The sequence below is a fragment of the Dysgonomonas sp. HDW5B genome, assembly GCF_011299335.1.
Classification (GTDB): domain Bacteria; phylum Bacteroidota; class Bacteroidia; order Bacteroidales; family Dysgonomonadaceae; genus Dysgonomonas_A.
The window spans coordinates 1,049,622-1,074,528 of record NZ_CP049858.1 but is presented as its reverse complement, the minus strand read 5'-3'; the positions used below and the strand labels follow the sequence as shown (position 1 = coordinate 1,074,528).

Annotated in this window: 25 protein-coding genes and 1 tRNA gene; 4 read left to right on the top strand and 22 right to left on the bottom strand. The window is 37.9% G+C overall.

The genetic code is table 11. The features are described 5' to 3' along the window. The first annotated feature begins 68 nt into the window (after positions 1 to 68). Together G7051_RS18250 and G7051_RS18245 are read left to right on the top strand one after the other, a co-directional pair. Positions 69 to 311, top strand: coding sequence for a GNAT family N-acetyltransferase (locus G7051_RS18250; protein WP_255493315.1), 243 nt, complete (start codon positions 69 to 71; stop codon positions 309 to 311). A gap of 45 nt (positions 312 to 356) precedes the next feature. Beyond that, a complete protein-coding gene (locus tag G7051_RS18245) occupies positions 357 to 518 on the top strand; it encodes a hypothetical protein (protein ID WP_255493314.1) in 162 nt (53 codons plus the stop codon). Between the two features lie 30 nt (positions 519 to 548). On the opposite strand, the gene G7051_RS04385 is transcribed toward G7051_RS18245, so the two are convergent. The 9 genes from G7051_RS04385 to G7051_RS04345 form a co-directional block, all read right to left on the bottom strand. After that, positions 549 to 1,901, bottom strand: coding sequence for a HAMP domain-containing sensor histidine kinase (locus tag G7051_RS04385; protein ID WP_166198796.1), 1,353 nt, complete (start codon positions 1,899 to 1,901; stop codon positions 549 to 551). 52 nt (positions 1,902 to 1,953) lie between these two features. Continuing rightward, complete coding sequence (locus tag G7051_RS04380) at positions 1,954 to 2,640, bottom strand: response regulator transcription factor (RefSeq protein ID WP_166198794.1); 687 nt, start codon at positions 2,638 to 2,640, stop codon at positions 1,954 to 1,956. Positions 2,641 to 2,908: 268 nt separating this feature from the next. Continuing rightward, positions 2,909 to 6,001, bottom strand: a complete 3,093-nt coding sequence (locus tag G7051_RS04375; RefSeq protein ID WP_166198792.1) for an efflux RND transporter permease subunit — start codon at positions 5,999 to 6,001, stop codon at positions 2,909 to 2,911. Positions 6,002 to 6,102: 101 nt separating this feature from the next. Next, positions 6,103 to 7,194 carry an efflux RND transporter periplasmic adaptor subunit gene (locus G7051_RS04370; RefSeq protein ID WP_166198790.1) on the bottom strand — a complete coding sequence of 364 codons (1,092 nt, stop codon included), beginning with the start codon at positions 7,192 to 7,194 and terminating at the stop codon, positions 6,103 to 6,105. A gap of 30 nt (positions 7,195 to 7,224) precedes the next feature. Then, the gene (locus tag G7051_RS04365; protein ID WP_166198788.1) at positions 7,225 to 8,517 is read right to left on the bottom strand and encodes a TolC family protein; all 1,293 of its coding nucleotides are present in this window, start codon (positions 8,515 to 8,517) and stop codon (positions 7,225 to 7,227) included. A gap of 157 nt (positions 8,518 to 8,674) precedes the next feature. Further along, positions 8,675 to 9,154 (bottom strand): hypothetical protein, encoded by a 480-nt coding sequence (locus tag G7051_RS04360; RefSeq protein WP_166198786.1) that lies wholly within the window; start codon positions 9,152 to 9,154, stop codon positions 8,675 to 8,677. Between the two features lie 157 nt (positions 9,155 to 9,311). Further along, a tRNA-His gene (locus G7051_RS04355) sits at positions 9,312 to 9,387 on the bottom strand. A 118-nt stretch (positions 9,388 to 9,505) separates the two neighbouring features. Beyond that, positions 9,506 to 10,717, bottom strand: a complete 1,212-nt coding sequence (locus G7051_RS04350; protein ID WP_166111644.1) for a DUF763 domain-containing protein — start codon at positions 10,715 to 10,717, stop codon at positions 9,506 to 9,508. A 4-nt stretch (positions 10,718 to 10,721) separates the two neighbouring features. Further along, entirely contained in the window at positions 10,722 to 11,474 is a 753-nt protein-coding gene (locus G7051_RS04345; protein WP_166198784.1) for a CPBP family intramembrane glutamic endopeptidase, read from the bottom strand. Between the two features lie 81 nt (positions 11,475 to 11,555). Here G7051_RS04345 and G7051_RS04340 point away from each other — a divergent pair, with 81 nt between their 5' ends. Both G7051_RS04340 and G7051_RS04335 read left to right on the top strand, forming a co-directional pair. Further along, positions 11,556 to 11,771: a hypothetical protein gene (locus tag G7051_RS04340; protein ID WP_166111638.1), complete on the top strand. Its 216-nt coding sequence runs from the start codon at positions 11,556 to 11,558 to the stop codon at positions 11,769 to 11,771. Beyond that, complete coding sequence (locus G7051_RS04335; RefSeq protein ID WP_166198782.1) at positions 11,768 to 12,214, top strand: nucleoside deaminase; 447 nt, start codon at positions 11,768 to 11,770, stop codon at positions 12,212 to 12,214. Before G7051_RS04340 ends, G7051_RS04335 begins: the two co-directional genes overlap by 4 nt. Before the next feature lie 72 nt (positions 12,215 to 12,286). On the opposite strand, the gene yaaA is transcribed toward G7051_RS04335, so the two are convergent. The 13 genes from yaaA to rsgA form a co-directional block, all read right to left on the bottom strand. Then, positions 12,287 to 13,048 carry a peroxide stress protein YaaA gene (yaaA, locus tag G7051_RS04330; RefSeq protein WP_166198780.1) on the bottom strand — a complete coding sequence of 254 codons (762 nt, stop codon included), beginning with the start codon at positions 13,046 to 13,048 and terminating at the stop codon, positions 12,287 to 12,289. A 79-nt stretch (positions 13,049 to 13,127) separates the two neighbouring features. Continuing rightward, positions 13,128 to 14,855 carry a cell wall metabolism sensor histidine kinase WalK gene (locus G7051_RS04325; RefSeq protein ID WP_166198778.1) on the bottom strand — a complete coding sequence of 576 codons (1,728 nt, stop codon included), beginning with the start codon at positions 14,853 to 14,855 and terminating at the stop codon, positions 13,128 to 13,130. A 44-nt stretch (positions 14,856 to 14,899) separates the two neighbouring features. Beyond that, the gene (locus G7051_RS04320; protein WP_166111628.1) at positions 14,900 to 15,595 is read right to left on the bottom strand and encodes a response regulator transcription factor; all 696 of its coding nucleotides are present in this window, start codon (positions 15,593 to 15,595) and stop codon (positions 14,900 to 14,902) included. Beyond that, positions 15,579 to 16,259, bottom strand: coding sequence for a phosphate signaling complex protein PhoU (phoU, locus tag G7051_RS04315; RefSeq protein ID WP_166198776.1), 681 nt, complete (start codon positions 16,257 to 16,259; stop codon positions 15,579 to 15,581). The genes G7051_RS04320 and phoU overlap by 17 nt, the downstream gene beginning before the upstream one ends. 67 nt (positions 16,260 to 16,326) lie before the next feature. Further along, positions 16,327 to 17,106: a phosphate ABC transporter ATP-binding protein PstB gene (gene pstB, locus G7051_RS04310; protein ID WP_166198774.1), complete on the bottom strand. Its 780-nt coding sequence runs from the start codon at positions 17,104 to 17,106 to the stop codon at positions 16,327 to 16,329. After that, a complete protein-coding gene (gene pstA / locus G7051_RS04305) occupies positions 17,091 to 17,969 on the bottom strand; it encodes a phosphate ABC transporter permease PstA (protein ID WP_166111619.1) in 879 nt (292 codons plus the stop codon). The genes pstB and pstA overlap by 16 nt, the downstream gene beginning before the upstream one ends. Then, positions 17,966 to 18,814 carry a phosphate ABC transporter permease subunit PstC gene (gene pstC / locus G7051_RS04300; protein WP_166198772.1) on the bottom strand — a complete coding sequence of 283 codons (849 nt, stop codon included), beginning with the start codon at positions 18,812 to 18,814 and terminating at the stop codon, positions 17,966 to 17,968. Before pstC ends, pstA begins: the two co-directional genes overlap by 4 nt. A 96-nt stretch (positions 18,815 to 18,910) precedes the next feature. Next, positions 18,911 to 19,975, bottom strand: coding sequence for a phosphate ABC transporter substrate-binding protein PstS (gene pstS / locus G7051_RS04295; protein ID WP_166198770.1), 1,065 nt, complete (start codon positions 19,973 to 19,975; stop codon positions 18,911 to 18,913). 319 nt (positions 19,976 to 20,294) lie between these two features. Continuing rightward, positions 20,295 to 21,581 (bottom strand): folylpolyglutamate synthase/dihydrofolate synthase family protein, encoded by a 1,287-nt coding sequence (locus tag G7051_RS04290; RefSeq protein ID WP_166198768.1) that lies wholly within the window; start codon positions 21,579 to 21,581, stop codon positions 20,295 to 20,297. A gap of 1 nt (position 21,582) precedes the next feature. After that, positions 21,583 to 23,025, bottom strand: coding sequence for a cardiolipin synthase (gene cls / locus G7051_RS04285; protein ID WP_255493313.1), 1,443 nt, complete (start codon positions 23,023 to 23,025; stop codon positions 21,583 to 21,585). Continuing rightward, positions 23,022 to 23,414 carry a hypothetical protein gene (locus tag G7051_RS04280; RefSeq protein ID WP_166198766.1) on the bottom strand — a complete coding sequence of 131 codons (393 nt, stop codon included), beginning with the start codon at positions 23,412 to 23,414 and terminating at the stop codon, positions 23,022 to 23,024. Before G7051_RS04280 ends, cls begins: the two co-directional genes overlap by 4 nt. Then, on the bottom strand, positions 23,415 to 23,759 hold the full coding sequence (locus G7051_RS04275) for a DUF2809 domain-containing protein (protein WP_255493312.1): 345 nt from the start codon (positions 23,757 to 23,759) through the stop codon (positions 23,415 to 23,417). It abuts the gene before it with no gap. 46 nt (positions 23,760 to 23,805) lie between these two features. Further along, positions 23,806 to 24,732 (bottom strand): ribosome small subunit-dependent GTPase A, encoded by a 927-nt coding sequence (gene rsgA / locus G7051_RS04270; RefSeq protein WP_166198764.1) that lies wholly within the window; start codon positions 24,730 to 24,732, stop codon positions 23,806 to 23,808. Positions 24,733 to 24,907: the final 175 nt, after the last annotated feature.

Sequence of the window (24,907 nt, the reverse complement as noted above, 5' to 3'; positions counted from 1 at the left end):
GTTCTATTTTATCTGTAAACCTTTATTTTTGTATTCTTACAGATTATTTTCCAGTACTTAATATTAATATGATTATACGAAAGCATAAAGAATCAGATCGGACGAAAATCATAGATTTGCTGAGATTGAATACGCCGGAGTATTTTTCTCCCGATGAAGAGTGTGACCTTATCTATTATTTAGATAATTATGCAGATAATTATTATGTGGTAGAGGTCGATAATGTGATAGTAGGGTGCGGAGGATTCAACCTGTCGGACGATGGAGAAACAGGGAGAATTTCGTGGGATATTTTCGATACCCAAAAATAGGGAAAAGGGTATGGAAGTGCATTGACCAGATTTAGGATCAAAAAAATGAAAGAGATTGATGGTATAAAAACTATTTCTGTCAGAACATCACAATTGGTTTACCCTTTTTATGAAAAGTTCGGACTGAAGATCCGAGAAATAGTTAAAGATTATTGGGCTGAAGGTTTTGATCTTTATCGTCTGGATTCAGACATCGATCAGGTATAAATGTGAGGTATGGTTTCTCTTGTAAATATTTTAAGTACCCGAAAAAATTAGGATAATTGTAGTTCCTTTATTCTCTTCTGAGATAATTTCATACTTGATCCGGTTTTTTTCAAGAATACGTAAGGCTATCGATAATCCGATGCCGCTGCCTTGTATTTTATTGGTATTATCTGCCCGATAAAATGGTTTGCTAATATTGTCTAATTGATCGGAAGGTATACCTATTCCTTTATCAGCAATTGCTATGCAAAGATTATCTTCTTTTTTCGAGAGTTGAATATCCACAGTGTTCCCTTGAGAGTATTTTACTGCATTTTCTATCAGATTAAACATAGCCATAAGTAACTGTGTTTTATCTTTATTGATAGACAATAGCTGTTCATCTTCGGGAAGGATATCTACGTTTACTCTAATTTTTGATCCTGTATAACGGTTTGATATTTTGCTTATTATTTCCCATATAAGATCATCAATCCTTATTTGTGCTCTAATGTCTGAATCTTCCCTTAGATCAGATATAACAATTAAGATATTCAATATTTCCTCTAATTGATAAATTTGTTGTATCAATTTATTTGATAGCTGTTTATACTCCTCTGGGGTACGGTCTTTTATCGAAAAGACTTCGAGATTGCCCAATATCGAAGCCAAAGGTGTTTTAAATTCGTGAGATACATAATTCACAAAATTCTTTTGTATGATAAATGTTTCGGATAGTTTATTTAAAAGTTCATTAAATGTATCGGTAAGATCCTGTAACTCATCTTTGGTCTGTGGTGATTCTATCTGTACATCCAAATTTTTGGTTGAGATGCTATTTACCTGATCTATTACCTTTCTGAATGGGCGGTACGCCACATGTGAAACCCATCTGCTTAATCCTATGATGGCTAATAGTCCTATTACAAAAGCTGCTAAGAGAACCCATAAAAGCTGATTTACTTGCTCATTGAGATCTTCTTTCTTCTTTTTAGTGATGACTACAAAATCACCTTGGTTATCTTCATAGAAAATCCCATTACATAAAAATTCATCGGTCGAAAAAGACAACTGTTTTTCTTTACGTATACGGTCGAGTATATGTGGTGGAATATCTGCAGGTTTAGCTCCATAACTAACCTGGTCGTTTTCGTTATATATCTGATAATAAGAATCAGAAACCGCTTCTTCGAATTGCTTTCTAATTTTAGCAAAGTCTTTGCTATTTAGCTCATCTTCTTCGAGGTAAAAAAGAGCGGTAATCTGAACTGTTTTTTTTAAGCTTTGATAGATAGATTTTTCAACATTATTATAATATAATCCATAGATAAGGAGAGATAGTATGGCAAAAACCACTCCGAATACAATAGAGCAAAACAGACTTAAACGAGTTTGTACTTTCATATGTTGAGTAACAATAAGTATCTAGTGCAGTATTATTTGAAAATCAGATACCTCATTCATTGTGAGTTCTAATCATATATCCTCTTCCTTTGATTGTTTCTATCAATTTGGTATGACCTTCGATATCAACTTTATTTCGCAGATACGATATGTATACATCTACTACATTGGTATTTGAATCATAGTTGATACCCCATACCGAATCGAGAATCTGGCTACGGGGCAGTACCTTATTTTTATTCTCCATCAGAATTTTAAGTAGCTTAAATTCCTGAAGGGTCAGTTTTATCTCGGTATTGCCTCTTTCTATGCGATGTTCGTCTATATAAAGTTTAAGATCGTCACATTCAAGTATTTCAGAGGGTGTATTGTAATTTAATTTGGCTCTGCGTGTCAGAGCATTTATACGAGCAATCAGTTCTTTGAAATGAAAAGGTTTTGCCAGATAATCGTCGGCTCCATAATCGAGAGCTTTTACCTTGTCATCGGGTTCGCCCAAAGCACTGACAACGAGAATAGGGGTATTGATTTTTTTATAGCGTGTGTATTGTAGGAGCTCTATACCATCGATATCGGGTAGCATTATATCCAGTAAAATCAAATCCCATTCCCGTTGACTGATCAGGCTTCGTGCATCAGTTCCATTTTCAGCCAGAACGACTGAAAAGCCACTTTCCACAAGTCCTTTAACCATGAACTCGCTGATGCGTATATTATCTTCTACGAGAAGTAACTCCATAAAACAGCCATTTGATTAAGGTCTCAGACCTTTTTATTGCTTTGGTGAGTATAATAGCTAAAGTTAGTTATAACTATGGAATACAACAATAAACAGTTTATTTTAGTTTGAAATCTAAAAATAATATTTTTTTTATTGAGGTTAGTTTCTTTTTTAGCAAATTACACCTATTTATTGTTAACATTCTTTAGTTGTAGAGAAGACCCATATGCCTGTCCTCAACGGGTAAACACATAGGTCTGTCTCTTATCAATGTAATAAAGGGGGATTATCTTAGTCTTTTATCTCGTCTGTAAGCAAAGTAGAATACTTGCGGCAAGACGGTAAACGATAATAACATACAAATCAGTATCCCTCCTACGATCATAATAGCAAGTGGTCTTTGTATTTCAGAACCCATTCCGGTTGACATGGCTGCCGGAAATAATCCCATTGATCCCATAAGGGCAATCATCAGTACCGGTCTTACCCGGCTGTGTACAGCTTCGTCAATAGCCAATCGTAGGTTATGGCTTCTTTGCATTTTACTTTTCATCAATGCAATCAGCAGAATACTATCAATTGCCGTTATACCGAACAGAATAATAAAGCCTATTCCTGCCGATATTCCGAATGTCGTATTGGTTACCCATAACGATATAAATCCTCCAATAAAGGCATAAGGCATGGCACTGGCTGCAATAAGGGTATCTTTAATGGTGCCGAAGTTCATATAAAGAAGAAACAATATCAGTAGTAATGCAGCAGGAACAATGACCATCAAACGCTTGGTTGCCCGTTGTTGGCTCTCGAATTCACCTGCCCACTGCATCTTATTTTCAGGTTTCAGTTGCACATTTTCCGCTACTTTCTTTTGAGCTTCTGCAATGGTAGATCCTAAATCGCGATCACGTATACTGAATCCTATTCCAACATATCGGCTGTTACCATCCCTGTAAATAAATGTAGGGCCTGTAATGAAAGTAATATCGGCAATCTCTTTTAAAGGAACCTGTTTTCCATCCATCGTTGGAATAAGAATATTACCTATCTTGTCTTCATTATCGCGATACTCTTTTTGAAAACGGATATTTACATCAAAAGTACGTTCGTCTTCGTAGAATTTAGTCGCCGATTTTCCTCCGATAGCCATTTCTACCACAGCTTGTGCATCTGCCATAGATACTGCATAGCGAGCCATGCGTGCTTCGTCTAATTTGATTTGTAATTCGGGAAGACCTATACTCTTAAAGACATTTACATCTTCTATCCCTTTAACATCTTTAATGGAAGCTGCCGTTTGATTGGCAAGATCCTCTAACTGGTGCAGGTCGTTCCCGAATATTTTGATAACCAATGAGCTTTTTACTCCTGCAACATATTCTTCAACATTATCCTGTATGGGTTGGCTGAACCCAAAGATAACACCGGGATATATATCGAGTGAATCCTTTATTTCGTTAATCAGATCATCTTTACTTATTTTGCGATTCCAGTCTTTCTCGGGTTTCAATTGAGTATGAAACTCTATATTGAAAAATCCTGTAGCATCGGTTCCATCATTAGGGCGTCCTGTTTGTGAAAGAACAAACTCCACTTCACCGAAATTTCGCAGTTTCTTTTTCATCTGTTTGGTGATCTTTACCGATTCGTCCAGATTCACACTGTTCGGTAAAGTCGCACGGATATAGATTGCTCCTTCGTTCATACTTGGTATAAATTCGGTACCCCAATAACAGAATCTGGCAACGCATAACGATAATAGGATACAGAACGCAATAATGGTTCCTTTCCGATATCGTGTACCGAACTCGTATATCTTATATAAAGTTGAGGTGAAAAATCGGCTGATAAAATTAGTTCTCTCTTTCAAAGGTTTTGTCAATAGAACTTTGCACATCACGGGAACATAGGTTAAACTAAGGATAAGAGATCCTAAAAGTGCGTATCCTAATGTGAAAGCGAGTGGTGAGAACATTTTACCTTCTACTTTCTGGAATGAGAAGATGGGGAACAGTGCCACAACCAAAATCAATTGGGCAAAGAAAATATGTGATGCAACGGTTCCGGCACTTTTCTTGATAAGTCCGCTTTTCAACGTATTTTCGTACCTGCCTTGAAGTAAAGCAGATCGTTTTTCCATCTCCACGAAAATAATCTCGACTATAACGAGTGTCCCCTCCAGAAGTAAGCCGAAGTCGAGAGCCCCCATCGAAATAAGATTAGCCGGTAATCCTTGTATACGGAGCATAACGATGGCAAATAAAAACGATAGTGGAATCACTGTAGCTACGATCAGAGTTGTTCGCCAGTTGAAAAGGAAGATAAATACCACTATGGAAACCAAGATTATGCCTTCGAGCAAATTTCTGATAACTGTATTTACAGTGGAGTCCACTAAAGTTGTGCGGTCGAGAAAAGGTTCTATTTTTACATTTTCGGGTAATATTCTTTCGTTAAGTTCTGCTATTTTTTCTTTTAGATTGACAATTACATCACTCGGGTTTTGTCCCCGAAGCATGATTACGATACCTTGGACTACGTCATCATCTCCGTCAAGACCTACTTGTCCCAGCCGGGGTTTTGAAGCAACGCTTACCGATGCTACTTGTTTTACACGGATGGGGGTACCGCCTTTTACCTCGATAAGGATATTTTCGATGTCCTCTACGCTTTCGAGTAACCCTACGCCTCTGACAACAAATGCCTGACTTCCTTTTTGTATAATGTCTCCACCTACGTTTATATTACTGTTCGAAACGGCTTCGAATACCGCTAAAGGAGACAGATCGTAATTGTTGAGTTCGGCAGGGTTTACTTTTATTTCGAACATCTTCTCTTCTCCACCAAAACTAGCTATGCTGGCTACTCCGGGTACAGATAATAGTTCTCGTTGGATGACCCATTCGTTAAGAGCAGCTACTTCGCGTATGGGTAAATCGCTTTTGATGACATAGCGATATATTTCTCCTGTTGCACCCGATGGAGGTTCTATTCCCGCTTCTGCTCCTTCAGGTAGTTCGAGCCCCTGCATACGGTTCGAGGCATACTGTTGTGCGTAGAAATCATCTACTCCATCTTCGAAAACAACAGATACTACTGACAATCCGAATAACGACGTCGAGCGTACATCTGTTTTACGGGGAATAGTATTCATTTCCCGCATGATGGGTAAGGTTACAAACTTTTCGATCTCTTCGGCACTACGTCCCTGCCATTGAGTAATAATCTTGACACGGGTATTGGTTACATCCGGATAGGCCTCAATAGGCGTATTTAAGTAGCATACAATACCTGCTATAAATAGTATACCTGTCAGAAAAAGTACAAGTATATGATTACGTAGGGCAAATGCTATTATATTTTCTACAAATTTGTGCATACTATATAGATATCTAGTAATGTTTTATGATATATTGAAAAGCACTAACAGTTTAGTTTATGATTGTTATGCTTGCCTGAATATGTAAGCAGTTCTATATATTAATCTTTAAGACCAGTATATATCAGTAATTGATTTTTTATAACTATGTTTTCTCCTTCTGATATTCCCGAAGTAACATAAGATACATTGTTGTGATGTCCGCTGAGGGTAACTTCTTTCGATACAAAATTATCCGGTGATTCCTCAACAACTACATAGTAGCGGTCGTTATCAAAAACCAATGCTTCTGATGGAATTGATACCAGTTTGTTATGAGTTTCATTCTTTAATCTGATTACGGCAGACATTTCAGGTTTTAACCTCAGGTCTTTATTGGGCATCACGATGCGAGCCTTAAGAACTTTTTCTTCAGGATCAAATACCTGTGACAATGAGTTTATCTTTCCATAGAAAATTTCGCCCGGATAGGATAGGGTGGTAATTTTCACCTCCTGCCCTTCTTTAACAAACAGCAGATTACTTGCATATACATTGGCCGTAATCCATACAGTACTTAGGTCTGCAATAATGAATAAAGGGTCGCCGTCTGCTGATACAGTACTTCCCGATGAAGCATTCTTGCTGACAATATAGCCACTCATGGGAGCTTTGATGGAGAATGTTCCGTTTCCTTTATTAGATCCGAATACCGACATATCGGTTTGTATTTTACTGTATGCGGCTTGTGCCTGACTTAGTTTGGCTTGTGCCTCCATCAGTTCTTTTTCAGACAGCATATTGTCGTCAAACATGGCTTTGGCGGTTTTTAATTCACGCTCTGCAATCTTAACATCCGATTCGAGACCAACACGTTCCGATTGCAGGGAACTCAACTCGGTACTTCTGATGTCGAGAAGTGTTTGCCCTTTTTGGACTTTATCGCCTAGAGAAAAATACGAACGCTCTATAATTCCTCCGATCATAGGTACGTAATTGATAACCTTGTCGGGGTCATATTCAACTTTTCCTGTCAGAGTTAATTCTTCCTCTTGGTTGCTCAATACGGCTTTGGTTGTTTTTACATTTTGAAGAAAGGCCTGCTTAATTTCCAGCTTATTATTTCCGCTGTTTATATCAGACTTGCCTCCACAAGATGCAAGGAGCAGTATTTGTAGAGCTGCGACGGTGAATGTGATTTGTCTCTTTATCATATGTTTTAGTTCTTTCGATTACTTATAGCCTTATTTTATATCCGATCCTACCGTGTATTGTAGTTCCTCGAATTGTGTATTTACCTTTTTACGAGCCGACAGAAGGGTTTCTTTATTGGTTTTATAAGAATCCATAAAGTCGATAAATTCAAGCATACTGATGTTTTTATTCAGCAGGTTTTTAGTATATACGGTGAGCATGCCGTCAAGTTCCGATAGCAAACTGTTTTCGCTTACACGCTTGTAGAACCGATAGGCTAAAGCATAGTTGCCATAAGCTTCGGCTACTTCGTGTTGTGCCTGATTTTGTTGAAGTTCTGCCAGGTGAATACTTTGATCTCGACTGATACGTGCAGCCTTTATATTTCCCTGATTACGGTTGAAAAAAGGGATATCGAAACTTACACCAAAGCCAACAAAATCTTTCCAAACACCACCATAACGGTCATAATTTGCACTTACAGTAAGGTCGGGAATACGCTGAGCCTTTTCGTATGCCAGCGACTTTTCATGAAACTGCGTCTGCAATCTTGAAGCTTTTACATCAGGACGAAATTCTGAAGCCATGTCAAGCAGATTAGCTAACGATAAATTGTTTGGGTCTTGTACAGTTTGTGCGTTGTCTTCTATCACGATGACAACCGAAGGAGTAACATTGAGTAGTGTTTTAAGACCTTTTTGCTGTTCGTTAAGGTCTATTTGGATATCGTTTGATTCGTTTTCTAATTCGAGTAAGGACGATTGCAATCTGAGTAATTCGCTTTTGGCTATATTACCCTGTGCTACTTGCTTCTGATAAGCTGTGATTAGTTGTCCTAGAGACTCTTCTTGTTGTACGAGAACTTTTTGATAAGCTTGTAGATAGACGATTTCGTTGATTGATTTACGAAGTTCGATTTTTAGTCCTCTGAAAACTTCTTCGAACTCCTGAATAGCTATTTCTTTAGAAACCTTTTCTTGTTTTACCAGCTTTCCTCTTTTGCCTGCGGTTTGAATCAGTTGACTCAGTTCTACCGAGAATTGAGTATTTCGTCCAAAAGAACCGAATAGGGGAGGGATCACTTCTTTTTCGCCCTCACGTTGCCTGTCAGTACTCCATAGGTTGATTTGTCCGACAGATATTTCGGGGTTATCCCATAATTTAGCTTGTATAATGGCGGCATCTGCCAAATCAATATTCAGATGCTCGGCTATAAGTTGCAGGTTTTGTTTTAGGAATAATGCTTCGACCTGTTCGGCTGAAAGTTTTAGCACTTGCGGTTCTTGTGCGTAGCTATTGGCTAGACTTAAAATGCTTACTAGTAGTAATAGGTATTTTCTCATCTTTCGGAATCAATATTTTGTGTTGCAAATATATCGTCCTAAGATTAGAGGCGTTTTTGAGGTGTATTAGATGTTTGTTAAGGCAAGATTAGAATTGGATTAGAAAAAGAAAACGCCTGTAATTTTACAGGCGTTAATATAATATATACTTCTAACTTTAGTAAATGAAGTTGAAAATAAGAGCAACTTTAAAATAATATGTATCAGGAGCATCAGGATCTTCGAATTTGTCAGATGGTTCTATATAGAATTCAACATTCTTTTTGTCATATGATAATGCACATGAAATAGTCTCAGTAAATGGAAAACCATCAGAATCAAAGTAAGATCTTATATAAGGCAGAGGATAAACACCTTCCTTCCCGTCTTTACCTGTTATAAATATATTTCCTACTGCCATCCCTGCTTCATAATCATTTTTCCGTAATTCTGGAAAAGACACAGAGGCTTTATATCGTGCAGTTGTAACATCCCAAGTCCATTGATTCGCATTTATAGTTATGTTATCTTTAAGGAGTACATATGCAAATTCTCCTTCTGGAGTTATATAGTTATCCTTCGTACATGATCCCAATAAAAAAGAAATTGAGAATATTAATAAGGCTACTTTCGTCAGGTTTAGTAATTTTTTAGTCATATGTGATGTTTTTTTTTTAGTGACTTAGTTATTATACTTGCCAAAGCAATAAAAGGGTTTGCGACCTTTAGTTGTATATTTTATTATTACAAACGTATGTAAAAATAGTGAAATAAAAAAGCATTCTTGAAATGAATCAAGAATGCTTTTATGCTGAGGGTGAAAGACGGGGCTCGAACCCGCGACCTCCTGAACCACAATCAGGCGCTCTAACCAACTGAGCTACAATCACCATTTTGTTTGCGGTGCAAAGATATATATTTTTTTTACTGAAACAAGATGTTTGCATGAAAAAAATCATCAAAAAAGAAGATCCTTTTCTCTAAAGATAGATAAGGGCTGTTAATCAGATCAATCAAACAAATTGAGTTGAATATTTCCTTTAGGTTTATCGGGCTTTTTAGCATCACCAAAGACCGTTTTACCTCTGTAAAGGTATGACTCGTCTCTTTCTTTTTGAACGATAGCATCAAAATTATTATTAGGAGTAAATCCCCGTTCCATCTCCTGAGCAATTTTGGATAAATTTCTTAACGCATCCGATTTGTCTTTTTCTCCCAATCGGGAGAGGTGAACAGCCTTATCGAATATTTCGATAGTTTCGTCATATATGGTTAAAGGAACCGGAAAAGGGTGACCGTCTTTACCACCATGAGCAAAACTAAATCGGGCAGGATCCGAAAAGCGAGAGGGGGAACCATGTATGACCTCACTTACCAAGGTCAACGATTGTACGGTACGAGGTCCTACACCCTCCAATAGTAAAAGCGATTCTATGTCCTGTACATTTGTTTCGTGGGCTAAAGCAAGAGCTGCTCCCAATCGTTTCAGGTTGACATCTTTTGCTTGTACCTCGTGATGATTGGGCATAATTAAAGATATTTCTCGCATCAATTTATCTGGATTTTCTTTAGTCAAATCTAATATACCCGATTTTAAAGGGCGTGCATCTTTGTCCGTCAGATTCAGTATCAATCCTTGATTCTTTCCATAAATATAGGAGTGGGGTTCTTCGGTAAAAGATTTTACGTTTTCCGACATCCAATGATAGCGGCGTGCCATCTTTTCATTGGGGTTCATACCCTGTTGAATAACTGCCCATTCGCCTTCGACAGTCACAACAAAAGAATGAAGATATAATTGAAATCCGTCTTGTATGGCGGTATTGTCTACTTTAGCAGATAGGCGGCTGGCTGTAACAAGTTCTGTTCCGTTTAATCCTGTTCGGTTGGCAACAGCTATAAGCTCCGTAGGAGTCTGACGTGATGCTTTGCCACGTCCACCACAGATATATACGCCCAATTCAGCAGAACGTACATTGATTGCTTTCTTTAAAGCATTCATAACCGAAGTCGTAATGCCTGACGAATGCCAGTCCATACCCAATACGCAGCCTAAGGACTGAAACCAGAACGGATCGCTCAGCTTTTGTAATAGAGCAGTGCGTCCATATTCAATAACAATAGCCTCTACAATAGCCCCACCGAGATGGCTCATGCGTTGTGCAAGCCAAGGCGGTACAGTTCCGTAATGCAGCGGTAAATCGGCGTGTCCTCTTTTCATCGGCTTAAAATATATGATAGAAGATCCAATACATCATTCCAAAATTATAACCTGCATGGCCGATTACGGCTCCCCATATAGAACCGGTCATTTGCTTACATCTAAAGAGTAATTGACTTAAAATAAACATACCTGATACCCAAAGCAGAGCAGGGAAAAATAAAAAGTCCCATTTGCCTAAATTGTAGATAATACCGAAGTGTGCCAGATGAGTGATCGAAAAAGCAAGACTGTCGAATAAGGATGCTTTTTGTTCTCCGAATCTTTCTACAAAACTCCCGTGAATAACACCTCTATATAGAAACTCTTCGCCGATCGGGCTAAAAGTCATTCCTGTAAGAGAAAATGTTACGAAGAGAATCAGTTTGTTAATTGCTGTTAGTTCACCCGTAGGAAGTGTATATGATTTTGAAATATATACAAAACTATTGCTGATGGAATCTCCGAATAACAGATGCGAGCTGACAAACATGAATGAGCAAAAGGCGGATCCAATCAGAAAAGAATAGAGTAACCATTTGTAATTCTGAGGTTTTCTTATGCCGATATACGTTCTGCCTTTTTTATTCATTAGGATAAAAGGGGTGATCCACATGAGCATAAATATAATAGATACCAAACCGTAACTTCCCGAAATATTGGCTTCGAGAACGATAATAAATCGGGGTATACCGAATAAAAGTATCAGCAGAATCCCCAATTTCCAATTATAGGTAAGGATGTTTTGCCAAAAAGATCTGAGAAGTTGTTTATCCATTACTGCAAGTTTATATAGATATAGACGTAAAATTATTCTATTTATTTTTATATTCGCTTAAAGCAAGCTATTTTTGCACCGATGAAGCCAAAACAGAAACAGATAGCTGCGGTTCGTACCAAGCAAGCAAACTTTTCGTTGAGTGACGAAGAGTATAATCTGATATCTTTATACATGAAGAAGTATAAGATATCCAATAAATCGCGCTGGTTGCGAGAAACTGTGTTGGCTCACGTTCTCAAGAATCTCGAACTGGATTATCCGACCCTTTTCGGAGAAAATGAAATGCGCCGATGACAACAACGATATTAAACGATGAGTCTTTTATGCGTCAGGCTCTTAATGAGGCTAAATATGCATATGAGAAAGACGAGGTGCCTATCGGGGCAGTTGTTGTATGTCAGAACCGAATTATAGCCAGAGCTCATAATCTTACGGAAACATTAAATGATGTTACGGCTCATGCCGAAATGCAGGCTATCACTGCCGCTGCCAATGTATTGGGTGGAAAGTATCTTATTGATTGCACTCTTTATGTAACAGTAGAGCCTTGTCCGATGTGTGCAGGAGCTTTAGGTTGGTCGCAGATAACTCGCATCGTATATGGGGCTGCTGATCCTAAAAGAGGCTACTCATTGATTTCTCCCAAATCATTACATCCTAAAACTACTATTGTATCGGGTGTTCTCGAAAAGGAATGTGCCCAATTGATGCAAGACTTCTTCAAAAGCAAACGTTAAGGGTCGCAGACCCTTTTATTAATTTACAGAGTCCCATGTATACTATGCGGAGCCACAAAAGGGTCTGCGACCCTAGCGGATAAATACCCAATCATCGCCATTTGATAAGGAAGGCGAAAAAGAGTATCCTTCGGTATCGAAGTGTTTTAAATCTTCAATCGTTGTAATCCGGTTCTGAATTACAAAGCGACTCATCAATCCCCTTGCTTTTTTAGCGTATACTACTATTTGCTTGTAGCCTTTCGGGGTATCTTGTTTGAAAGATGGTGTTATTATACGTACATTCTTACCAAGAGCTTTTTTGTCGATTACTTTGCTATATTCATTCGAAGCTAGGTTTAGCCAAATATTACCATTGGTTTTGAGCTGTTTAGCTAGGTGTTCGGTCAAAGTCTTTTTCCAGTAAGCATATAGATCACCCCCTCTGTCGTTAACCACTTTGGTGTGCATCTCTAATCGATAAGGGTGTATCACATCCAAAGGCTTTAATGCCCCGTATAATCCTGATAAGATAGTGAGGTGTTTTTGAGCAAACTCCCAGTCGCTTTCGCTAAAGGTTTTACTGTCTAATCCCAGATATACCATTCCATTATAGGCAAGAGCAGCTTGTTTTTTCGGTGCTCTACCCATACCGAAAGATTGTACATACTGATAAACATCAAGTGTTATTTTAGGGTTGATGTTCATTAAAGTCCCTATTTCGTTAGCTGATAAATCCTTTAGTATGTCGTTTAAATAATCGGCATCTTTTTCGAAATGAGGCTTTGTTTTTTTCTCTATTGTTGCAGGACTTTCAAAATCCAGTATTTTGGCTGGGGAAATAGTTATTATCATAGATTCTTATATTTAGGATAGAGACGCAATTAATTACGTCTCTATCGTTATAAAAAGCAAAGATATAAATAGATCGCTTTTATCGCTTCAAAGTGAACAGAAATTCCAAGCCTCCATCCAATCGATTCTTAACCTGAATCTCGCCTTTATGAAGCAGTACAGCATTTTTTACGATGGATAGTCCAAGTCCAGATCCTCCCGAATCACGTGTCCGTCCTTCGTTTACACGATAAAACCGTTCAAACAAGCGACCTAGATATTGTTCGGGAACACCACTTCCTGTATCGTAAAAAGAGAAATACACATATTTATCATCTTTCATATAATTGTTGATATGTACTTCTATATTGGATCCTCCATAACTTATCGAGTTATCCATCAGATTGCGGAATATCGAATATAGTAAGGTGTAGTTACCATGTATAACCAAATCATTATCTACCGAAATAGAAAGGGCTATGTTATTTTCTTTTAGCTTGCTTGCCATGTCAATCCTTAGTTCGTCAAGCAAAAGAGAAAGGTTTACCTGTTCCATAGCAAATTGAGCAGGTGCTTCTTCTATTTTACTGATAAGGCTTACATCCTCGATGAGGTTGGATAAGCGGACAGATTGAAGGTAGGCTCTGCTGATAAAGAATGCTTGCTTGTCTTCGGGTAAATGTTGCTCGTTTAAAGTTTCAAGATAGCCACGCAGGCTTGTCACAGGAGTTCTGAGTTCGTGTGCGATATTATTGGTCATCTCCTGTTTCAAGAGACGGTTTTTTTCTATTCTGGTTATATCTCTGATTGTTATTTCGAACGATTTGTCATCGAAAACAATCACTTGTATCGACAGGATTTTTCCGCCTACTTCGTATTGTGAAGCAGAGTAATTATGATCTTTTTGCCTTGTATTCAGAAAATCCAATACAGGTTTAAATGCATCGTTTTCGAATAATGAATTAACATCAAACGTCGGACGATTGGCTATAAGATTCAGAAATTGAATGAAATGAGTATTGGCATATATTTTCTGAAATTCGGCATTGAATATACAAAGCCCAACCTCAGAATACTGAAAGTGTTGGATTAGCTTCTCACGTTCTACTTCAACATTCCGTTTATTTTTCTCTATTTCATTAAATATATGTACCAACTCTTTGCTTATGTCGCCTAGCTCATCATCAGGAAACTTAGTATCCTCAGGAAGCGGTTTGCCTGTTTTTATTCTCGATGTAAAGTCTTTCAGCTTAGTGATTGATTTCTCAAAGCGGTTAGCTGCTATATTGACTAAGAATAGTACTATGATAAATAAGGATATGACGATGTATATAAATAAGTTATCAGCCTTCAATGCACTTTGAGTTTCTATACTATAAGGTAAAGCCACCCGGATATAATAAGTCTGAAAATATTTGGCGTAGTATAAATATTCGTGCTGTGTTGATGACGACATACGAATATTAGCTCCGAAATCCTGATACTGAGCCTTTCTTACTTCGGGTCGGTTGAGGTGGTTATCCAGAGTCTTCACGTTGGCAACATCTTTATCGTAAAGTACGTTTCCCTCGCCATTTATAATGGTAACCCTTATTTCTTTCGGTAAGATCTTAATCAGCTCATCGACATGTGCCATATTGCCATCGCCCGATTGGTTGAGTGCAATATATTGATGAATGATTTCGACATAACTGTCCAGTTTCGATTCAAGGGCTTCCGTTCTGTATTTTTTCTCCTGCTTTTGTTCCGATATAATAATACATATCGAGAAGAAAGCAAACAGTATGAACATAAACCCGAATATCCGTTGCTTATAGTTTAGTTTCATTGCGTCTCATTGTTTTTATAGGTGATATAGATAATGCAAAATTTTCATTCGGAGACAAAGTTGTATCCATAGCCTGTCCTGTTAATAATATGATCGCCATATACACCTATTTTTTTTCTTAAACGGGCTATATGCACATCTACCGTTCTTTCGAGTACAATACCATCCCCTTCCCATGCTTTGGCAAGGATATCGGCTCTCGAGAATACTTTTCCTGTATTTTTTACTAAAAGAGTCAATATATTGAATTCGGTCTTTGTCAGGTCTATCGGTTTGCTGTTTACGGTAACCGTTTTCATGTCCATATCGATGCTCAGGTTTCCAATAACCAATACCTGACTTTGGGTTAACTGAGCGGGCGACGACGTACGTTTCAATACTGTTTTTACCCGTGCGATAACTTCTTTTATTGAAAAAGGCTTCGATATATAATCGTCTCCTCCGATAGAGAATCCGGTGAGCATATCGTTCTCGGTATCTTTCGCTGTCAGGAATATGATGGGGGTATAATTACCCGATTTACGGAGCTGATCGGCCATTTTGAATCCCGATATTCCTCCCATCATCACATCAAGCAAGATAAGTTTATGATCGGAAGTTAATTTCTTAAGGGCTTCTTCTGCAGATTCGGCGAGATCTATTTTATAACCTTCGTTTTCGAGGTTGAACTGTAAAATCTCCCTGATATCTACTTCATCATCAACAATAAGTATCGAAATATCTTTATTCGTTGTTTCCATGTCTGATGTCTTTACCTTCTGTTAGATATATTGTGGCTTCGGCAATATTGGTTGCACTGTCTCCAATCCGTTCCAGATTTTGAGATATGGCATTGGTGTGCATTATATTCATAATCTGTTCTTTTGTCAAACTCTTATTGGCAAAAGAGCTTTGTAGCGATTCGCTGATCTGATAAAAAAGATGGTCTACCTTATCATCGTCTTTTATAACTTGATAGGCAAGACGGGTATCTTCGTTCGAGAATGAAAAAATTGCATTGCGGAGCATTTCGTCCACCAATTTAAGCATCTTGTATATTTGCTTCTTTTCTTCTTCGAATTCGGGTTGTTGCTGATAGGTTGTTTTGGTGTAATGAATTACATTCAGCAACATATCGCCAATCCTTTCTAGGTTTGTTGTTATATCCTGATAGGTGATAATCAATCGTAGATCGGCAGCTTTAGGTGAGAATTGAAAGATCGAGAAAACGACCTCTTCCCTGATCTTTATTTCGAGCCTGTCCATAATAATTTCGTTGGCTTCGGCTTCTTCATAAAGAGCGTTTAGGCTTGAATCCTGCAATACCTTTTCGGCAATCTGCATTTGCAATAAAGCAGTACGTGAGAGTAGCTCAAAATCGTTAAGTAATACCTTTAGTTGCTTTAGTTTTATATTGGTTGTCATATTTCTTTAATTGTATTCAGTTATAAATTTTATTAAGGATATAGTTGAATAAAAAAGTCTGTGACTTTTACCCGAATACACCGGTTAAGTAATCTTCGGTACGCTTGTCTTTAGGTTTGGTAAACATCTGTTTAGTTGTGCCATATTCTATCAGTTCCCCCAAATACATAAACATCGAATTATCTGAAATCCGAGCCGCTTGAGACATGTTGTGTGTCACAATCACTATGGTATATTGTTGCTTCAGTTCAAGGATCAGGTCTTCGATTCTATTAGTTGATATAGGGTCGAGAGCCGATGTGGGTTCGTCCATCAATAGTATCTCAGGTTTCAGTGCTATGGCACGGGCAATGCAGAGGCGCTGTTGTTGTCCTCCCGAAAGGAAGCTCCCTTTTTGGGTCATCGAGTCTTTTACTTCGTCCCAAAGAGCAACACTTTTCAGACTGTTTTCGACAATTTCGTCTTTCTCCGGTTTGCTGAGCCCTATATTATTTAATTTGTATCCTGCCAGAACATTGTCATAAATACTCATTGTAGGGAAAGGGTTTGGACGTTGAAATACCATACCTGCAAGACGTCTTACACGCATCGCATTCATGTCGAAGATGTTTTCGCCTTTGAGCAATATCTCTCCCGTTGTTTTAATGTCGGGGTACAGTTCGTGCATTCTGTTGATAGCTCTCAGAAGGGTACTCTTACCGCATCCCGAAGGTCCCATGATAGCTGTAACCGTATGTTCGCGTATAGCAACATTTACGTCTCTTACCGCTTTTTTCTCGGGATTGTAAGATACCGAAACGTCTTTTAACTCGAGAATATATTTATCGTTATTTATTGAATTTTCCATTTTTTAGCAATGCTTTTAGCAAAAAGATTTATACCAAGTACAACTAACAAAAGTAATAATGATGATGACCACACCAGTGGAGCCAGATTGGGGTCGTTATAAAATTCCCAGATAAGCAACGAAATTGCACTAGTGGGTTCGGTTATGTGCCAATTAACGGTAGATGACCCTAACACAGTAACCAATAACGGTGCAGTTTCACCCATTACACGTGATACTGCCAGCAGCGATCCGGTAAATAACCCTCCGAAGGCTGAAGGTACAAGAATTTTTAATACCACGGATGTATATGAGCCTCCCAATGCTAAACCGGCTTCTTTGAGCGAGGTGGGCAGCATCTTGATGCTTTCCTCCGTTGCACGGATAATCATGGGTAGCATCATTACGGCAAGAGCTATACTTCCGGCAATAGCCGAATAACTGTGCATTGGTTTTACAACCCATACATATACAATAATACCGATAACGATAGATGGAATACCTTGTAACAAGTCCGATAAGCTTCGTATCAGTTTGCTGAATGTCTTTTTCTGATTTTCCGCCAGATATATTCCGGTCAGGATACCTACGGGAATGGCTATAATCATAGCCAATAAAAGGATGAGTAGTGTACCTGTAAGCCCGTTCAAAATACCTCCGGGAATAGCTTCGCCGCTTATTTTAGCTAACATGGCGTCCATTGACGAAGGCGATACTTCTGTAAATAAACTAAAGTTGAATTGTTTATATCCTTTCTTTATTAACTCCCACAAGATGAGGAAGAGTGGAATCATGGTGATTCCGCAAAAAGTACAAACAGTATAAAAGAACAATTTACTTTTTAATTGTCTGTATCGTGAGGTTGAAAATAGTGTCTTTTTCATTTATTTACGATTTTCAATATGTACTTGGCTATAAAATTGATAGTTGCTGTTATCAGGAATAATAATAATCCGATAGCCATCAGCGAGCTCAATTTCAAACCATCTGCTTCTCCAAACTGATTGGCAATAATACTTGCCATTGTATTTCCTGTATCGGATAAATGGGTGGGTATATTGTTGGTATTTCCGATAAGCATGGTTACTGCCATTGTTTCACCTAAAGCCCTGCCGAGTGCCAGAATGTATGCTGCAAAAATTCCCGACATAGACACGGGTAAACTAACGGTTTTGATAACTTCCATTTTAGTAGCACCTAAACTATATGCAGCCTCTTTGAGTTCACTCGGAACCATCGATATAAATTCGGTACTGAGTGACGATGCGTAAGGGATAATCATTATAGCAAGAACTATGGAAGCCAGCAATACGCCGAATCCCTGTGCACTGAATCCCATGTCGATCAGTATCGGGCGTAGAACATAAAATCCCCATAAACCGAAAACAATAGAGGGTATTCCTGCCAGAAGATCAACAATAGAACTAACTACAGTGGCTATCTTGGTTTTCTTGAAATACTCGCCATTGAATAATGCGATAGAAAGGGAAAAAGGTATACAGAAAAATAGTGCCAGAAGCGAGGTTATGAGTGTGCCTGTAATGAAAGGGAGAGCTCCGAAGTCGTTATTCACAGAATCCCAGTTGCTCGAACCAATGAAATTGAATAATCCAAAGGCAGAAAAAGCATTTATACTCTGTGTAACCAGAGCATAAATAACCCCTGCTGTCAAAACCAAAATAAGGCATGACGCTATAAATAATATTGATTTAAAAATCTTGTCTTTCATTCCGACTTGTTGATGTCTTTAGTACTTTCTGTTATTTATAGGGGCGTATAGTTATACGCCCGTCTAAAACTCAGGCGAGAAATTTTTCGCTCTGTATTAGTTTTGTGCAACAGGTTGAGCCACTTCTATCGGCTTGCCGTCGAATGTCATTGATTTTATGATTGCTGTAGTTTTCTCTAAAGCTTTAGCAGGTAGGGGAGCATAATGCGTTTTTACTGCGATCTCCTGTCCTTCTTTACCGATAACATAATCAAACAATGCCACTAATGCACGGGCCTGTGTCTCGGTTTTCTTATTATAGTTTTGTTCTTTGTAAGCAATAATCCAAGTAAAAGTGCTTATAGGGTATGCCTCAGGATTAGATGAATTGGTAATGATTTGTCTTGTATCGTCCGGAAGATCAGCTTCAGCGGATGCAGAGATGCTTTTATCATTGGCTACAATAAAGTTACCCGAACTGTTTTGAACCGATGCCGAAGCAATATTCAGAGCCAATGCATATTCTGAACCGATGTATCCGATAGAACCTTCTGTTCCTGAAATGATACCGGCTACTCCCGGGTTACCTTTGGCTGCTACTCCTACCGGAAATTTCAATGATTTACCGCTACCTATTTCATTTTTCCATGCTTCGTTGGTTTTTGCCATGTATTCGGAGAAAACCGAAGTAGTTCCACTGCCATCTGAACGATAAACAGCAGTTATCTCTTTATTTGGTAATGTCAGATCAGGATTTACAGCTTTTATTTTAGCATCATTCCAATTGGTTATTTTTCCTCTGAAAATGTCTGATATAATTTCCGAAGTTAGTTTTAAATCCGTAACTCCAGGTAGGTTATACGATAAAACCACGGCTCCCAATGCTGTCGGAATGTGAACTACATCTGCTCCCATTTCTTTCAGTTCTTCATCCGATAAAAATACGTCGGTTGCACCGAAGTCTACAGTTTTGTCTTTTAAACTTCTGATTCCTCCGCCACTACCGATAGCTCCGTAAGTAACATTATTACCTGATGCTTCAGAAAACTTCTTGAATACGATGTTGTAAAATGGTGCCGGAAATGTTGCTCCTGCTCCCGATAGTTTTGCAGTTTCGCCTTTGTTTGAGTTGCAGGCTGTCAATGAAATAGCTGCTGCTAGAATAAATAGTAATTTTTTCATATTTCTTTTTTCTTTAGTTTCTTTTATTTGTTGCAATATTATGGGAGAATTGCAACAATGGCATCAAGGAAATGTTACGAAATGGTTAAGAATATTGTTAAGGTTTAAACTCTATACACTTATAAACAGATATTGGAGGGTTTTGTTTCTGAGGAGATTAATATTAGAGAAGTTTGTAAACGGTACAAGTCGAGTTAAATGTAACAAATTTAATTTTGATACAAAACGTATGTTTTTATGGCTTCATAGGTGTTGTTATTCTACGAAGGCTTGATGACGTAAGAGGGTTAAATGTTTAGTTGTATAGATAAAATTTGGTTTAGAAGCATTCCAAAGCTTCTGCCACAACAAAGTTGCTTCCTCCGATAAATACAAGGTCATCGGATTGAGTATTGGCAAGAGCCGCCTTAACGGCTGATTCAACACTTTCGAAGGTGTTTCCTATGAGTTTAAGAGCCGAACCTTTCTGAGCAAGTTCTTTTTCGTTTAAGGCTCTTGCAATATGCGCCTTTGTGAAATAATAGATTGCTTCTTTAGGTAAGAGTTCTAATACATGGCTTATGTCTTTGTCATTGACCATACCTATTACAATATGTAAACGATTGTACGTTTCAGAAAGGAGTTGTTCCGATACATATTTAATTCCTCCTACATTATGCCCGGTGTCGCAAATTACTTTAGGATTTTCTTGTTGTATGATCTGCCATCTGCCCATAAGTCCGGTTAACTCGGTAACCATAGCAAAACCACTATAAACCGACTGAATAGTAGTGTGTATTCCTCTTTTGCGAAGTGCATCGATAGACGAAAGTACAGTAGCCGCATTTTTGATCTGCGGTAAACCACCCAATTCGCCTTTCAGATTTGGAAAAGCATTTGTTTGAAACAACCACGAACCGTTGTCCAGTTTATCGGCAGCATATATCCAATTCTCATCTTCTGCAAATATGATAGGTGCATTAACCGATTGAGCTTTTTCTTCGAATACTTTACGTACTTCGCCTTCGGCTTCACCAATAACGACAGGAATGTATGGTTTTATAATACCGGCTTTTTCTTTGGCTATTTTTTCGAGAGTATCTCCTAAAAACTGCGTATGATCGAGACTTATATTGGTAATAACCGATAGTTCGGGAGTGATAATATTTGTACTGTCCAATCGTCCTCCTAAGCCTACTTCAATCACGGCAATGTCTACTTCCTGTTCTTCAAAATAACAGAAAGCCATCATCATAGTTAGTTCAAAGAATGAAGGATGTATAGGTTCGAAGTGGCTTTTGTGATTCGCTACGAAATCTACAACATAATCCTGGGATATCTTATTGCCGTTTACCCGTATCCGTTCTCTGAAGTCAACAAGATGGGGCGATGTATAAAGTCCGACCTTATGCCCTGCCTGTTGAAGTATAGCAGCTAAAAGATGAGAGGTTGACCCCTTCCCATTAGTACCTGCAATATGTATGGTTTTATATTTTTTATGCGGATGATTAAAGTACTTATCTAAAGCTAGGCTGTTATCCAAGCCTTCCTTATAGGCACTCCCTCCTACATTTTGGTAAACGGGAAGTTGGCTATACAGATATTGTAGGGTTTCTTGATAGTTCATTTTATAGAAGAGGAGTAAAGAGTCTGAAAATAGATTCGAAGAAACGTCTGACACGTGATCTTTTCTCCCATATTTCGGGATCGACCAGTTCGGAAGATTTCATATCATCAAAGAAAATATTTTTGGCAGTTAAAGCCGTCTCATTATTGTAAATAAAGGCATCAATCTCGAAGTTATGCTCGAAGCTTCGTACATCCATATTTGCCGATCCCGTTATGGTAAGGGCGTCATCTATAACAATAAGTTTGGAGTGAATAAACCCGCCGGTAAAGAAGTATATTTGAACTTTGGTATCCAAAAAGTCTTTAATAAACGATTGAGAGGCAATACTAACAAATGTAGTATCCGATTTTTTAGGGATCATAATACGTACATCCACACCACTCATGGCTGCTGTTTGTATGGCAAGCATAATGGCATCAGTAGGTATCAGATAAGGAGTTTGTATATAAACATATTCTTTGGCGTTGGTTATTGCCTGAAATATACCTTGATGTATTTCTTTAAATTCGCCAACAGGTCCGCTGGTTGCAATCTGCATGAGGTTATCCCCTGCGGCTGCAAGGGGAGGGAAATACTTATTGGCAACCAGAAACTCTGATCGCGATGCATACCAGTCTATAATAAAAGACGTTTGTAAGCCATGTACAGCTTTTCCTTCGAGCTTAAAGTGACTGTCACGCCATACTCCGCCATTAGCTCCATTGATATATCTGTCGGCAATATTCATTCCACCCATAAAGCCCACCTCGCCGTCAATAACCACAACCTTACGGTGGTTACGGTAGTTTACACGACTGGTTAATAGTGGAAATGCAACTTTCAGGAAGGGAGTAACCTGTATACCCGCTTTTGCCATTTCTTTGTAGAACTTTCTTTTAGCAGTCCACGAACCTACATCATCATAAAGAACTCTGACTTCTAATCCTTCTTTGGCTTTTTCGATAAGAAGATCTTTTATCTTTGTTCCTATCGCATCATCCATAAAGATGTAGTACTGTAGATGAATGTATTTTGTTGCTTTCTTTATCTCTTCGATAAGAGCATTAAATTTATCAGTACCGTTGGTATAGAAAGTTATTTTGTTGCCTCCGTAAAGAGGGGTATCTTTCAGCTTATTTAGTAGATTGATCAAACCTTTATACTCTGCAGGTGGATTGAGGGTTTCTAATAATTCGATCCGCTCGAGCGTTTTCCGATTTATTTTTTTGTGCATTTTTCTGGATATCAACCTTTTTTTACGATGGTCTTCTCCGAAAAAGTAGTAGAAAATAAGCCCTACTAAAGGTAAAAGCAACAGAACGAGTACCCATGCTATTGTTTTTAATGGATTTCGGTTTTCCGAAATAACTACAATTACTACTCCGATTGCCGTAAGTACATACAGCAATTGAAATACTAAGATGAAGTTGTTTGCGGAAAAAAGTTCCATTAAATGTTTCATGCGTCGAGTAGTCTAAGTATATCTTCCTTCAAGATGGTTCTGTTCCAAGAATATGTTGTATCCGTAGCTTCCAGATACTCTATGAGGTCAAGAGCTGTGTGGAGTTGATATATCTCTTTTATATCACTTATTTCATATTTGGTTTGTAAAAGTTTGGCATATTGCTCTATCAGATCATTGTCACCAATTTTTATTACGATGGTTTCAGACGAATCTTCCTGACTGATATTAAAATCATTATTGAAAAGAAAAAAACACTCGCTTACGATACGTTTCTTCTCTGTCGAGTTGGAATCCGAATTCTTATTTTCATTAGCCAGTTCATGTAACTTGGCAAAGAACTCTTCGATAAGCCTCTGTAAATAATCTTTTTTTCTTTGCTGAATCATTTAGTACGAAATTGCTTTCAATTCTTTTCTATCTATAAATAAACATATAATAGCACCTAGTGTGTAACAAAAGATATCGCCCCAACTAAATGACGAACCTATTACAATTCGCATGATGGCATTATCCTGCATATTTAAAACTTCTACGAGGTTGAAGTATTGTCCGATTTCTACAGCGTATGCAAAGAGCAGAACACCTAAAGCCAGAGGCAGGGGATTCATCTTTACAAAGCTTTTGAAAAAATAGTACATCAGAATAACTACCAAGATATCTCCCCCATAAGGCCGAATGATACTATCTTTTACAAACAATGCTATAATAACCTCAATAACAAATATAAGCAAAAAACATAAAAAAGATTTAAGATCCAGTCTAAATTTTATGGTGGTCCTATTTTCGGTATTTGTCATCAGTCTCGTCTTCTAAGATATTAATGTATGATTTATATCTGCTTTCGCTTATATAATGATTTTCGACAGCTTCTCTTACTGCACACCCCGGTTCGTTTGTATGCATGCAATTGTTGAATCGGCAATTATGTGAGAATTTGAAAATCTCAGTAAAATAATGGCTTATTTCTTCAGGATTCATATCTACTGTTCCAAAGCCTTTGATTCCGGGAGTATCAATAATAAAGCCGCCTTGGGGAAGTTCCATCATTTCGGAGAAGGTCGTAGTGTGCATCCCTTTCCCGTGATAATTTGAGATATCGCCTGTCTTTAATGTTGAATTGGGTACAATGGCATTTATAAGAGTAGATTTCCCAACACCTGAGTGTCCCGAAAATAGCGTTATTTTGTCTTTAAGCCTGCTGTTTAATATATCTAGCCCTGTACTGTTTTTTGCTGATATTTTGTAACATGGATAGCCTATATATTCATATAAGTTTATTAAAGCCTCCATATATTCGGTTTCGTCTTCATCGTATATGTCTATTTTGTTGAATAACAGATTGACAGGGATACGATAGGCTTCTGCCGAGGCTAAAAACCGGTCTATAAATACAGTTGTCGTGATCGGTTTACAGACTGTTACTATCAGAAAACATAAGTCTAAATTCGAAGCAATGATATGCGACTGCTTCGATAAGTTGGATGATCGTCTGATAATATAGTTCTTACGATCTTGTATTTCAGTAATGACCCCCGTTCCATCTTCATTCATGATGATGGATACTCTGTCACCTACTGTTATGGGATTGGTACTTCTTATGTCCTTCAGCCTGAAGCTGCCTTTTATCTTGCATTCTACGTTTTTGTTTTCATCCGTGCGTACAAGATACCAGCTTCCGGTATTTTTTATAACCAATCCTTTCATTAAAACTTCTTCATTATTTTTTAATCCTAAATTTGTATTCTGTATAGATGAATTAAGTAAATAAGTAGCACTAAATATTTATAGTCGAATTTTATAACTATAACTGTCTCTTGCTATTATGCTTGTCAAAGTAATAAATAGGTCTGAGACCTTAAATGATTACCTGTTGAAAATT

Coding starts and splice junctions, on each gene's coding strand:
- G7051_RS04320 (WP_166111628.1), bottom strand. CDS start 15,595: ATGGAAACAACGAATAAAGATATTTCGATACTTATTGTTGATGATGAA.
- G7051_RS04370 (WP_166198790.1), bottom strand. CDS start 7,194: ATGATAAAGAGACAAATCACATTCACCGTCGCAGCTCTACAAATACTG.
- G7051_RS04340 (WP_166111638.1), top strand. CDS start 11,556: ATGAAGCCAAAACAGAAACAGATAGCTGCGGTTCGTACCAAGCAAGCA.
- G7051_RS04335 (WP_166198782.1), top strand. CDS start 11,768: ATGACAACAACGATATTAAACGATGAGTCTTTTATGCGTCAGGCTCTT.
- pstC (WP_166198772.1), bottom strand. CDS start 18,814: ATGAAAGACAAGATTTTTAAATCAATATTATTTATAGCGTCATGCCTT.
- pstB (WP_166198774.1), bottom strand. CDS start 17,106: ATGGAAAATTCAATAAATAACGATAAATATATTCTCGAGTTAAAAGAC.
- G7051_RS04290 (WP_166198768.1), bottom strand. CDS start 21,581: ATGAACTATCAAGAAACCCTACAATATCTGTATAGCCAACTTCCCGTT.
- G7051_RS04365 (WP_166198788.1), bottom strand. CDS start 8,517: ATGAGAAAATACCTATTACTACTAGTAAGCATTTTAAGTCTAGCCAAT.
- G7051_RS04360 (WP_166198786.1), bottom strand. CDS start 9,154: ATGACTAAAAAATTACTAAACCTGACGAAAGTAGCCTTATTAATATTC.
- yaaA (WP_166198780.1), bottom strand. CDS start 13,048: ATGATAATAACTATTTCCCCAGCCAAAATACTGGATTTTGAAAGTCCT.
- G7051_RS04375 (WP_166198792.1), bottom strand. CDS start 6,001: ATGCACAAATTTGTAGAAAATATAATAGCATTTGCCCTACGTAATCAT.
- G7051_RS04325 (WP_166198778.1), bottom strand. CDS start 14,855: ATGAAACTAAACTATAAGCAACGGATATTCGGGTTTATGTTCATACTG.
- G7051_RS04380 (WP_166198794.1), bottom strand. CDS start 2,640: ATGGAGTTACTTCTCGTAGAAGATAATATACGCATCAGCGAGTTCATG.
- G7051_RS04350 (WP_166111644.1), bottom strand. CDS start 10,717: ATGAAAAGAGGACACGCCGATTTACCGCTGCATTACGGAACTGTACCG.
- G7051_RS18250 (WP_255493315.1), top strand. CDS start 69: ATGATTATACGAAAGCATAAAGAATCAGATCGGACGAAAATCATAGAT.
- pstS (WP_166198770.1), bottom strand. CDS start 19,975: ATGAAAAAATTACTATTTATTCTAGCAGCAGCTATTTCATTGACAGCC.
- phoU (WP_166198776.1), bottom strand. CDS start 16,259: ATGACAACCAATATAAAACTAAAGCAACTAAAGGTATTACTTAACGAT.
- G7051_RS18245 (WP_255493314.1), top strand. CDS start 357: ATGAAAGAGATTGATGGTATAAAAACTATTTCTGTCAGAACATCACAA.
- G7051_RS04385 (WP_166198796.1), bottom strand. CDS start 1,901: ATGAAAGTACAAACTCGTTTAAGTCTGTTTTGCTCTATTGTATTCGGA.
- G7051_RS04280 (WP_166198766.1), bottom strand. CDS start 23,414: ATGATTCAGCAAAGAAAAAAAGATTATTTACAGAGGCTTATCGAAGAG.
- cls (WP_255493313.1), bottom strand. CDS start 23,025: ATGAAACATTTAATGGAACTTTTTTCCGCAAACAACTTCATCTTAGTA.
- rsgA (WP_166198764.1), bottom strand. CDS start 24,732: ATGAAAGGATTGGTTATAAAAAATACCGGAAGCTGGTATCTTGTACGC.
- G7051_RS04345 (WP_166198784.1), bottom strand. CDS start 11,474: ATGGATAAACAACTTCTCAGATCTTTTTGGCAAAACATCCTTACCTAT.
- pstA (WP_166111619.1), bottom strand. CDS start 17,969: ATGAAAAAGACACTATTTTCAACCTCACGATACAGACAATTAAAAAGT.